At 45.2% G+C, this 11,315-nt stretch carries 10 protein-coding genes; 4 read left to right on the top strand and 6 right to left on the bottom strand.

The genetic code is table 11. From position 1 onward, the window contains the following. On the top strand, positions 1-322 hold a 322-nt coding region (locus PSI17_RS14685; protein ID WP_273552685.1), incomplete at its 5' end, for a hypothetical protein. Here PSI17_RS14685 and hemG read toward each other — a convergent pair. The 4 genes from hemG to pepQ form a co-directional block, all read right to left on the bottom strand. After that, positions 319-861, bottom strand: coding sequence for a menaquinone-dependent protoporphyrinogen IX dehydrogenase (gene hemG, locus PSI17_RS14680; protein ID WP_273552684.1), 543 nt, complete (start codon positions 859-861; stop codon positions 319-321). The two genes, PSI17_RS14685 and hemG, sit on opposite strands and share 4 nt — an antisense overlap. Positions 862-931: 70 nt before the next feature. Further along, positions 932-2,383 carry a Trk system potassium transporter TrkH gene (trkH, locus tag PSI17_RS14675; protein ID WP_273552683.1) on the bottom strand — a complete coding sequence of 484 codons (1,452 nt, stop codon included), beginning with the start codon at positions 2,381-2,383 and terminating at the stop codon, positions 932-934. Positions 2,384-2,420: 37 nt separating this feature from the next. Continuing rightward, the gene (locus PSI17_RS14670; RefSeq protein ID WP_273552682.1) at positions 2,421-3,032 is read right to left on the bottom strand and encodes an IMPACT family protein; all 612 of its coding nucleotides are present in this window, start codon (positions 3,030-3,032) and stop codon (positions 2,421-2,423) included. Continuing rightward, positions 3,032-4,366, bottom strand: coding sequence for a Xaa-Pro dipeptidase (gene pepQ / locus PSI17_RS14665; RefSeq protein ID WP_273552681.1), 1,335 nt, complete (start codon positions 4,364-4,366; stop codon positions 3,032-3,034). The genes PSI17_RS14670 and pepQ overlap by 1 nt, the downstream gene beginning before the upstream one ends. A gap of 273 nt (positions 4,367-4,639) precedes the next feature. On the opposite strand from pepQ, the gene fadB reads away from it, so the two are divergent. Both fadB and fadA read left to right on the top strand, forming a co-directional pair. Then, positions 4,640-6,826: a fatty acid oxidation complex subunit alpha FadB gene (fadB, locus tag PSI17_RS14660; protein WP_273552680.1), complete on the top strand. Its 2,187-nt coding sequence runs from the start codon at positions 4,640-4,642 to the stop codon at positions 6,824-6,826. A gap of 11 nt (positions 6,827-6,837) precedes the next feature. Then, a complete protein-coding gene (gene fadA / locus PSI17_RS14655; RefSeq protein WP_273552679.1) occupies positions 6,838-8,001 on the top strand; it encodes an acetyl-CoA C-acyltransferase FadA in 1,164 nt (387 codons plus the stop codon). Positions 8,002-8,177: 176 nt separating this feature from the next. Here the strand turns inward: fadA and fre are convergent, their stop codons facing one another. After that, positions 8,178-8,879 carry an NAD(P)H-flavin reductase gene (gene fre, locus PSI17_RS14650; RefSeq protein WP_273552678.1) on the bottom strand — a complete coding sequence of 234 codons (702 nt, stop codon included), beginning with the start codon at positions 8,877-8,879 and terminating at the stop codon, positions 8,178-8,180. A 10-nt stretch (positions 8,880-8,889) separates the two neighbouring features. Next, positions 8,890-10,362, bottom strand: coding sequence for a 4-hydroxy-3-polyprenylbenzoate decarboxylase (ubiD, locus tag PSI17_RS14645; RefSeq protein WP_273552686.1), 1,473 nt, complete (start codon positions 10,360-10,362; stop codon positions 8,890-8,892). Between the two features lie 384 nt (positions 10,363-10,746). Between ubiD and rfaH the strand changes: the two genes are divergently transcribed. Next, positions 10,747-11,235, top strand: a complete 489-nt coding sequence (rfaH, locus tag PSI17_RS14640) for a transcription/translation regulatory transformer protein RfaH (RefSeq protein ID WP_273552677.1) — start codon at positions 10,747-10,749, stop codon at positions 11,233-11,235. The last annotated feature ends 80 nt before the right edge of the window (positions 11,236-11,315 follow it).

Raw genomic sequence — 11,315 nt, 5'->3', positions numbered from 1 at the left:
CGTTCTTTCGCCTTTCGGCGTTAGACAGTGTCTTGCGAGTGCCCACACAGATTGTCTGATTAATTTGTTAAAGAGCGGTGGCAACCGGGCGTTTCTGCCGGGTTGCGAGGCTGCGTATCTTACGCTTTTCGCCTCCGGAGTCAAGCATTTATTTTCGCTTTCTTCCTGCTGCCCTTCGCGGCCGGTCTTGGCTTGGCGTCGGTCAGTGGTGGCGCATTATAGGGAGTTTTACGGCGCTGACAATAGTTTTTTTGAATTTCTTTTCCGTTCGTGGTTTTTTTCCTCAAAACGGGGTAATAACCAGCAAGAAGACGATTTTTAAAGCGCTTTATCACACGATATTTGCAAAAACTCCTCAGAAAAACGATCTACCTGTTCCCAATCGGTATATTCGATTTCTTTTGTTGTATCTGTTTCTCCTCCGGTCATACGCATAATGAACTGAATCATGATGCGATCCAACCAACGATAGCGTGGATAAAGTAGCGCTCCCGCAAAGACGCCACATAAATCAGGTTGCCACGGGCTTTTTATTAAAAACTTACGTACATAAGAGTTCGTCTCTGGTGTCCTTTTTTCTGGCTTTCTCGCCGTTAAATTGACACCAAAGAAGGCGGTTGGCATTTGGTTCAATGGTTTTTGATGGCGAATGACAAAATTATGCAATATGGAATTGAAACGGCCATAACGTATTGATGCACCTATCATGACTTTTTGATAAGGCAGCAAATTGACCTGCTTCACTGTTGAAAGATCTCTTAAATCACACTGAATACCAGCACGGCGGAGATTCTCTGCGATACGAGTAACAATTTTTCTGGTCTGTCCATCCTGAGTAGAATAGAGCAACAAATAGCTCATAGATACGCCCTTATTAATCTGAGTTTCACATATAAAGATGAATCACTATCTACGCCGCGCCACCGCAGCACTATTCGCGCCAAAAAGTTGGGGTAAACAGGACTAATAATGTGAACACTTCCAAACGTCCAAATAGCATAGTGACAACCAATACCCATTTAGCCATCGGATTCATCGTCGTAAAGTTATCAGCAACGCTACCCAATCCTGGCCCCAAGTTATTCAATGTTGCTGCGATGGCAGAAAAAGCAGAAAATTCATCAACCCCCGTTGCGATCAGTAACAACATGCTAATGACGAAGACTAGCGCGTAAGCTGAAAAAAAGCCCCATACTGCTTCAATAATTCGTTCCGGCAACGCCCGTCGTCCTAATTTAATGGTGTATACCGCGTTCGGATGCACTAAACGCTTTAATTCACGCGAGCCTTGCAAGAACAACAACAAGATACGGATAACTTTGAGACCGCCTCCCGTCGAACCCGCACATCCTCCTATAAATGCAGAACATAACAGCAGGAAAGGTAAAAACAGTGGCCAATGGGCAAAAGTGTCAGTGGTAAATCCAGCCGTGGTCGCCATAGAGACAACCTGAAAGAAAGCGTGATTCAATGCTTCCAATTCTGATTCATAAACGGAATGTTGCCAGAGTATCAGTATGCAGATTGCCAATAATGCCAACTGAATAGTAATGAACATACGAAACTCAGGATCACGCCAATAAACTTTCAAACTTCGGCCAGAAAGAACGGCGAAATGCAGACCAAAATTACAGCCTGAAATTAATAAGAAAATGGCAATAATCGTGTTGATGACCGGACTATTGAAAAAGCCAATACTGGCATCATGAGTGGAAAATCCACCAATAGCGATGGTAGAAAAACTATGGGAAATCGCATCGAATACCGACATCCCCGCGCCCCAAAGCGCCAGTGCGCAGGCTATGGTCAACAAGACATAAATCAGCCAGAGCGTTTTTGCCGTTTCTGCGATACGGGGACGCATTTTATTGTCTTTCAATGGCCCCGGCATTTCTGCCCGATAAAGCTGCATCCCCCCAACGCCAAGCAGCGGCAAGATCGCCACAGCCAGCACGATAATCCCCATGCCTCCCAACCATTGCAACATTTGTCGGTAGAACAGAATTGCCTTGGGCAGGGAATCAAGGCCAACAAGCGTCGTGGCCCCAGTCGTCGTCAAACCGGAAAATGATTCAAAAAAGGCATCTGTGACTGAAAGATTGGGTTTTTCAGAGAAAATAAATGGCAATGCCCCCACACTTCCCAACACAGTCCAAAACAGGACGACAATCAAAAAACCCTCTTTCGGTTTAAGATCATATTTTTGTTCACGATTAGGCACCCACAATATTAAGCCAATGACGAGGGAAAAGATGAATGTCTGGCTAAATGCCCTGCCTGCGCCATCGCGATAAATCAATGCCACCAAGCCCGGAATAATCATTGTGACAGAGAAAAGAATGACAAGTAGCCCAACAATGCGGGTTATGGCGCGAAAATGCATCCGGCTGGTTCCTTAGAAATCCGATATGACGAAATAATTACGATTTTGGTGTTAAAAACAGCGCTCCACGGCTCAAATCCCGCAATTTATCACCTATCTCCCCGACAAGGGTAGCTGGCAGCGAGACTTGCAAAGTGACATTTTCAGCATAATCACTGGCGATCACTTGCCCTGAGAATTGGTGTAGCAACTGTTCTACCATTGAAATATGCGAGTACTCACACTGTAACTGATACAACTTCTGCGGCACTTTGTATTCGGTCTGCAACAATTTCAGCGCTTGCTGCACACCATTGCCATAGGCTTTTACCAACCCCCCCGTCCCCAGTTTTATGCCGCCAAAATAGCGAACAGAGACAGCGGTAATTTCACCCAGGCCACTTCCTATTAACTGGGCAATCATAGGCTTACCGGCCGTTCCGGTAGGTTCACCATCATCAGAAAATCCCAGCTGTTGGGAATCATCCGGTGCACCTGCCACAAAAGCCCAGCAATGATGCCGGGCATCAGGATATTGCGCTTTGATATTTTGGATAAATAATTTAGCCTCATCTACCCCGCTGGTATGCTCCAGCAGGGTAATGAAATGACTCTTTTTTATTTCTTCAGTAAAGCTGACTGAAGCCGCAGGGATCAAATAAGGCTTCATCAGGATAATTGTAAGTCTCTGGTCATATTTTCAATTTTTCCATCGTGGATCACGATGTTATCTTCGATACGGATCCCGCCGTAATGTTTCAACATATCGATTTTTTTCCAATCAAAATGCTGGCGATATTCGCTTTCACGCCACTGCGCCAATAAAGTTTCAATGAAATAGATACCCGGCTCAATGGTCAAAACCATCCCCGGCTCCAAGATACGGGTACAACGCAAATAAGGATATTGTTCCGGTGCCGCCTGATGGTTTCCTCTGTCATCTTGCATAAATCCAGCCGCATCATGCACCTGCAAACCCAGGGGATGACCAAGCCCATGTGGGAAAAATGGTGTTGTCAACCCTTTTTCAACCATGCCCCCTTCACTGATACCATGAACAATATCATGTTTTTTCAGTATGTTGGCTATGCGTTGATGCATATTAATATGGTAGTCGGTATATCGAACTCCCGTTTTCATTGTGCCGATGAGCGCCTGCTGTTCTTCATTCAGATCCTTGATGAGTGAAGCGAAATCATTATTCGGTTTTGCTGCATAGGTTCTGGTGATATCCGCAGCATAACCATGATATTCCGCGCCGGCATCAATTAAGAAGCTGCGAATTTCAGCGGGCACTCTCTGTTGTAATTTGTTGTAATGCAAAACCGCCGTATTTTCATTTAAGGCGATAATATTATCATAAGGAACATCAGTATCGCGGTGCCCTGTTGCCATCAAATAAAACATATTGATTTCGAATTCGCTCACGCCAGACAGAAAAGCATCATAGGCGGCCTGATGACCATTAACGGCCGTTTTCTGAGCCTCACGCATACACGCCAATTCGTAATCTGTTTTATATGAACGATGGTAATCCAAATGGTTCAAGACGGCTTTGGGGTTGATATTATGATCAAGAATGCCCAAAGATTTAGCGCGCTCAGTTTGTTCACCAATATAAGCGGTGTTCTGTTTTGATAATCCATTCAGTTTGGTGCTGATATCTTCAGCGCTTGCCAAATGAAACATATCTATTTCGTCAGTCCAGTAGCCATTGGGCAGTGGTTCTACACTATGCCAATAATCTACGGGTGAATAAAACCAGAGCTTAGGTTTACTGACACCATCAACCCACAACCAGCAATTCGGTACTTTGGTCACAGGCACCCAAGCCTTAAAGTGTGCATTGACCTTAAACGGGTAATGGCTGTCATCAAGAAAAACCCGTAATGATTCACCTGAATGAATAAGCAGGGCGTCAAGCTGAGTTCGAGCCAAGAGTTCGCGGACACGTTTTTGTAGGGTTTTAATATGTTCTTGGTACAGAGATGCTAACTTTTCCATCTTAATTAGCCTTTTGATTTTTTGGCAGGAGCTTAAATATTACCACAATTCATTCTAGTGGGAGCTATCCTGTGAAAAACACCCTTTCTGAAAATGAGCAAATATATTTATATTTTTCAAAGTACTAACAAAAAACATTGCTTCCTGCCATAAATCTTACCTGTGATCCGCCCTACAAAAAAATAATCATTAGTTTGCATTAAATTAACACAGTAATCACAATCAACCACATCTGGTCATACCAGATGGTATGCACTCATTGAGGAGAATGACATGCTCTACCTAAGTGAAACTATTCAATTAAAATGGCTGAAAGATGGCATTGCTGAACTGATCTTCAATGCGCCGGCTGCCATTAATAAATTAGATACAAAAACGGTTACGTCACTGGATAAGGCCGTTGCTGCCCTTGAGCAAGAGACTGAACTAAAAGGGTTGCTGATACGCTCTGAAAAAGCAGCGTTTATTGTCGGCGCAGACATCACAGAATTTCTATCGTTATTCAATGCACCAGCAGAAAAACTGCACGAATTACTGAATCTCGCCAATAACATTTTTAACCGCATAGAAGATCTCCCTGTTCCCACGCTGTCCGCTATCAATGGCTACGCCCTTGGCGGTGGGTGTGAATTAGTCCTTTCAACAGATTTTCGTATCGCATCCCCGGATCTTCACATCGGATTGCCAGAAACTAAACTGGGCATTATGCCGGGGTTCGGTGGTTCTGTCCGTCTGCCACGCTTGATTGGTACAGATAATGCTCTCGAAATCATCTCCGCCGGAAAAGATATTAGCGCTGAAGAAGCGCTGAAAAATGGTTTGGTTGATGCTGTCGTTCCTGCCGAAAAACTACGTGACTCTGCGGTTTCAGTTTTGGAGCAAGCCATTCGGGGAGATTTGGATTGGAAAGCCGCCCGTCAGCCCAAACTGATGCCACTGAATCTCAATGAGATCGAACGTACCATGAGTTTCACCGTGGCAAAAGGGATGGTGATGAAAGTGGCCGGCCCTCATTATCCAGCGCCCATTACTGCGGTAAAAACCATTGAAAAAGGGGCGACACTGGGACGCGATGAAGCCCTGAAACTGGAATCCGCCAGTTTTGTATCATTAGCACACACCCCTGTCGCCCGTGCTTTAGTCGGTATCTTCCTGAATGACCAATACGTTAAAGGGCTGGCGAAAAAACATCTGCAAGCTGTCACAACGCCTGAACATGCGGCGGTATTGGGTGCCGGAATTATGGGCGGGGGGATTGCCTATCAATCAGCGCGCAAGGGCATTCCTGTCTTGATGAAAGACATCAATCAAAAAGCGCTGGATTTAGGTGTCAATGAAGCGGCCAAGTTGCTGAATAAACAATTTGAGCGTGGACGCTTAAATGCCATGAAAATGGCCAAGATTCTGGCATCCATTCAACCCACCCTGAATTATGCCGGTATTGAGCAATCCCAAATTGTGGTTGAAGCGGTAGTTGAAAATCCTAAAATCAAAGCAGCGGTTCTGGCAGAAGCAGAATCACATCTGAGCGATGACTGTATTCTGGCTTCGAATACTTCCACTATCCCCATCACTGAATTAGCAAAATCACTAAAACGCCCGGAAAACTTCTGTGGTATGCATTTCTTCAACCCAGTACATCGTATGCCGCTGGTTGAAATCATCCGTGGAGAAAAAACCTCAGATAAGACGATTTCAAGCGTTGTCGCGTATGCCAGTAAAATGGGTAAAACCCCCATCGTGGTTAACGATTGCCCGGGTTTCTTCGTCAACCGCATATTATTCCCTTATCTGGCTGGTTTTGGCATGTTGCTGCGTGATGGTGGTGATTTCCGCCAAATCGACAAAATCATGGAAAAAGAGTTTGGCTGGCCAATGGGTCCCGCTTATCTGATTGATGTTGTCGGCATTGACACTGCTCACCATGCACAGGCGGTTATGGCCCAAGGTTTCCCGAACCGCATGAACCGTGATTATCGGGATGCCATTGACGTTTTATTTGAAAATCAGCGTTATGGTCAGAAAAATGGCGTTGGTTTTTATAAGTATGCTCAAGACAAAAAAGGCAAACCGAAAAAAGCGCTGGATGAAACAACCGATCAATTACTGGCGGGCATCAGCAAACCGAAACAGACCTTCTCTGGCGAAGAGATCATTGCCCGGACGATGATCCCGATGATTAACGAAGTTGTCCGTTGCCTGGAAGAAGGTGTCATTGCCAGCCCGGCAGAAGCCGATATGGCACTGGTCTATGGTTTGGGCTTCCCTCCATTCCACGGTGGTGTTTTCCGTTATCTGGATACGATGGGAAGCGCAGCTTACGTGAAGATGGCAGAAAGTTATGCGCACTTGGGCGCACTCTATCACGTACCCGCCGGCCTGAAAGCAAAATCCGAAAGCAATGAAAGTTACTACCCTGCACCAGCAGAACTTGCTGTTAATCCAGGTGAAAAAGCGTGAGGTCTGAAAACATGGAAAACGTAGTTATTATTGATGGTATCCGTACCCCAATGGGGCGCTCAAAAGGTGGTGTATTCCGTCAGGTCCGTGCCGAAGATCTCTCTGCACATCTGATGAAATCCATACTTAAGCGCAATCCTGCCGTTAAACCTGAAGATATTGATGACATCTCTTGGGGATGTGTGCAACAAACTCTGGAACAAGGGTTCAATATTGCACGTAACGCTGCACTGCTGGCAGGAATTCCCCATTCCGTTCCTGCGGTCACGGTTAACCGCCTTTGTGGTTCTTCAATGCAATCACTGCACGACGGCGCCCGCATGATCATGACTGGCGATGCCGGTATCGTTATGGTCGGCGGTGTTGAACACATGGGGCATGTTCCCATGACACACGGTGTCGACTTTCATCCTAAATTAAGCCGCAACGTTGCCAAAGCAGCGGGTGTTATGGGACTGACAGCCGAAATGCTGGCCAAAATGTATAATATCAGCCGTGAAATGCAGGATGAGTTTGCCCTGCGTTCTCATCAACGCGCGACACAAGCCACCGAATCAAAGGCGTTCGCCAGCGAAATCGTTCCTATATATGGACATGATGCAGACGGGAATATAAAACTCGTCAATTTCGATGAAGTGATCCGTTCAGATACTAGCCTAAGAGATTTGGCTGCGCTGCGTCCTGTTTTTGATCCTGTCACCGGAAGTGTGACTGCGGGTAACTCCTCAGCACTTTCTGATGGTGCCTCTGCCATGCTGATCATGAGCGAAAGCAAAGCTAAAGAGTTAGGGTTAAAGCCTCGCGCCCGTATCCGCTCAATGGCGGTTGTCGGTTGTGATCCTTCTATCATGGGTTATGGGCCTGTGCCTGCCACACAAATGGCCTTGAAGAAAGCCCGATTAAGTCTTGCGGACATTGGCGTCATGGAATTGAACGAAGCATTTGCTGCACAATCCTTGGCTTGCCTGAAGGGACTGAACCTGATGGATAGCATGGATGACAGAATCAACCTGCATGGTGGCGCGATTGCCCTTGGTCATCCATTAGGATGTTCTGGTACCCGCATTACAACCACCCTGCTTAACTTGATGGAACGTAAAGATGTTCAGTTCGGGCTATCAACCATGTGCATCGGGTTAGGCCAAGGTATTGCCACGATTATTGAAAGAGTATAGCGATCAACAGTTGGCGACTTGCCTATAGAGCGCAGCCGGCCTGACGATTGATATTTAATCGGTTTTTCCCTTGTCTGTCTTTTCTATTGCATCACTCGAATAAGTTGTTGCCGTAGTTTCCCGCCTGTCAGGGGCGGGTTTTTTATTTCTTATCGTCAACAGCTCTGGTAAACGGCTCAAATAAACTCAAACGCATCTCCATACATGCGATCAACAGAGGCATCACGTTCACTACAGAACCGTTCACGGGCAATTTTCGCCATCTCAAAGCGGCCGGCAATATAGATATCATGGTTTGCCAAACTGCCAAAATCTTCTAAAACTGCACTCAGCACGGTGCCCGTTCTCCCACGCCAGTGTTCATCAACCTGCTCAACGACAGGAACAATGGTCAAATTGGGATAACGCTCACTCAATGACTGCAACTCATCCAAATCATAAAGGTGTTGCAGCTCTCGTCCGCCCCAATAGATAGCAATTTCACGATTAGGATTTTTTTCCAATGCGGCCAATAAGATAGAACGTGTATATGAGAATCCCGTTCCACCCGCAATCAATAGCATCGGATTTTCGCTGTCTTCACGAAACCATGCCTGACCGTGTGGAATATCAATATCAATGACTTTTTGGTCCAAAATCCTATCCATTACCGCCATTGCATAGAGATTTAGCTCAGAAGCCCCAATATGCAGCTCAATAAGCTGTTTTTCTGATGGTGGTGATGCCATGGAGAAAGGGCGCTTATCCCTTTCATCCATGATCACCATCAAATATTGTCCTGCACGGAAAGAAAAAGGCGAATCAGGTAATAAACGAACCCGATAAACTGTATCTGTAATGGAGTCAACCGATGTTACTTTACAGCTTAATGTTGTCATGCGTTCCCTCTTATCGCTTCAAAATATCTAATTGATCCCAAATTTCATCGACACGGACCCGAATCTCATCGCTCATCACTATCGGGCGCCCCCATTCCCTTTGTGTCTCTCCTGGCCATTTATTGGTTGCATCTAACCCCATTTTTGAGCCTAACCCAGAAACAGGAGAGGCAAAATCGAGATAGTCAATGGGTGTATTTTCCATTAAGACCGTATCTCTCTGCGGGTCCATTCGCGTTGTTATCGCCCAGATGACATCATTCCAGTCACGCGCATTGATATCATCATCACAAACGATAACAAATTTTGTATACATAAATTGCCTCAGATATGACCAAACCCCCATCATCACTCGCTTGGCATGACCTGCATACTGTTTTTTCATTGTCACGATCGCGAGTCGATAAGAGCAACCCTCTGGCGGCAAGTAAAAATCCACAATTTCAGGAAATTGTTTTTGTAATATTGGCACCAGAACTTCATTCAACGCAACACCCAACACCGCAGGTTCATCCGGCGGACGCCCGGTGTAAGTGGAGTGATAGATAGCATCGCTGCGTTGAGTGATATGGGTTACCGTCAATACCGGGAACATATCGACTTCATTGTAATAGCCGGTATGATCACCATATGGCCCTTCCGGGGCCATTTCACCCGGCTCAATATAACCTTCAAGGATAATTTCAGCGCTGGCAGGCACTTCCAGATCGTTGGATAGACATTTCACGACTTCCGTTTTATGCCCACGCAATAATCCAGCAAACGCATATTCAGACAAAGTATCGGGAATCGGGGTCACCGCGCCCAATATCGTGGCAGGATCAGCGCCTAACGCAACAGCCACCGGAAAACGCTCTCCCGGATGTGCATGACACCACTCCTGAAAATCAAGTGCACCGCCACGATGTGATAACCAGCGCATGATCAGTTTGTTTTTGCCCAACACCTGTTGACGGTAGATGCCCAAGTTCTGGCGCTCTTTATTCGGCCCCTTAGTCACCGTCAATCCCCATGTAATCAATGGCGCGGCATCTTCTGGCCAACAATGCATAACAGGGATACGGGTGAGATCCACCTCATCTCCCGCCCAAACCTGCTCCTGACAAGGTGCAGAGTTAAGGCGTTTGGTTGGCATGTTCAAAACCTGTTTGAATTTCGGCAGTTTATCGACCAAATCACGAAAGCCTTTTGGTGGTTCAGGCTCTTTAAGGAAAGCCAATAACTTACCCACATCATGCAGTGCCTTAACATCATCCTGTCCCATTCCCATGGCAACACGCTTAGGTGTCCCAAACAAGTTGCATAACACAGGCATCGAATATCCCTTAGGATTTTCAAATAATAAGGCAGGGCCACCGGCACGAAGAGTACGATCTGCAATTTCAGTCATTTCCAGATAGGGATCAACTTCCATCTGAATACGTTTTAATTCACCTGATTGTTCTAACAAGGAAAGAAAGTCTCTTAAATCGCGATATTTCATATTATTCATTTGTGCCGATTTTTTAGGAGGGAAAGTTATTATAATCCCTCTCATGAGGGTTACAAGGTAAACTCATAACCAGCTAAAAGGCAATGGATTTAGTGCAATCTTGTGGGGCAGATTCCTCAGATACAGGGAAATGATGCAAAACGCTGCAATTTGTTCATCGTGCGTTGCTCCCCTATGTCCGCAGATATAGTATGGCATTGGGTAACTTGGCAACTGAAAAATACCGATAACGTAATACCCGGACTTTTATAGAAATAAGCACGGTAGAATATAAAAAAATACGACTTACACTTTAAATAACTTCTACTTTTATTGATGACCCCTTAGTACTGGTTTTGTTATGCTAGACATTCTACGTAACGGAGTCGAAATATTATGGGAAATTGGTATCTTCTTTACTGTAAACGTGGGCAAATCTCTAGGGCAATAGAGAACTTAGAGAGACAAGACGTTATTTGCCTAACACCTACAGCCAAAATTGAAAAAATCATTCGGGGTAAACGAACCACCGTTATTGAACCACTGTTTCCCAATTATCTGTTTGTTCACTTTGATCCTGAAGTTATTCATACCACGACCGTTAACTCAACCCGTGGTGTCAATAATTTTGTTCGGTTCAGCACTTATCCGGCCATTGTTCCACAGACATTAATTGATGAATTAATGTCTGTGACTGAGCAAGAGTATATTGCACCTGAAACCCCAATTACGGGGGATACGGTCTTGATCACTGAGGGGATCTTCGAAGGCATTCAAGCAATTTATAACGAACCAGATGGGGAAACCCGTTCTATTCTCTTGCTGAATATTCTCAATAAAGAAGTTTCTAAGGTTTTGGATAATAAGTACTTCATCAAAGTCTAATTAAGAAACGGGCAAAGTTGCCCGTTTTCTTTTCATTATTTATTTTCTATTTCACCCTATCCATATACCCTATAAACTTC

The sequence above is a fragment of the Xenorhabdus sp. IM139775 genome (assembly GCF_028598745.1).
In the GTDB taxonomy this organism is placed as follows: domain Bacteria; phylum Pseudomonadota; class Gammaproteobacteria; order Enterobacterales; family Enterobacteriaceae; genus Xenorhabdus.
Note: the sequence above shows the minus strand (reverse complement) of the source record. Positions and strands in the feature narration are given on the sequence as shown.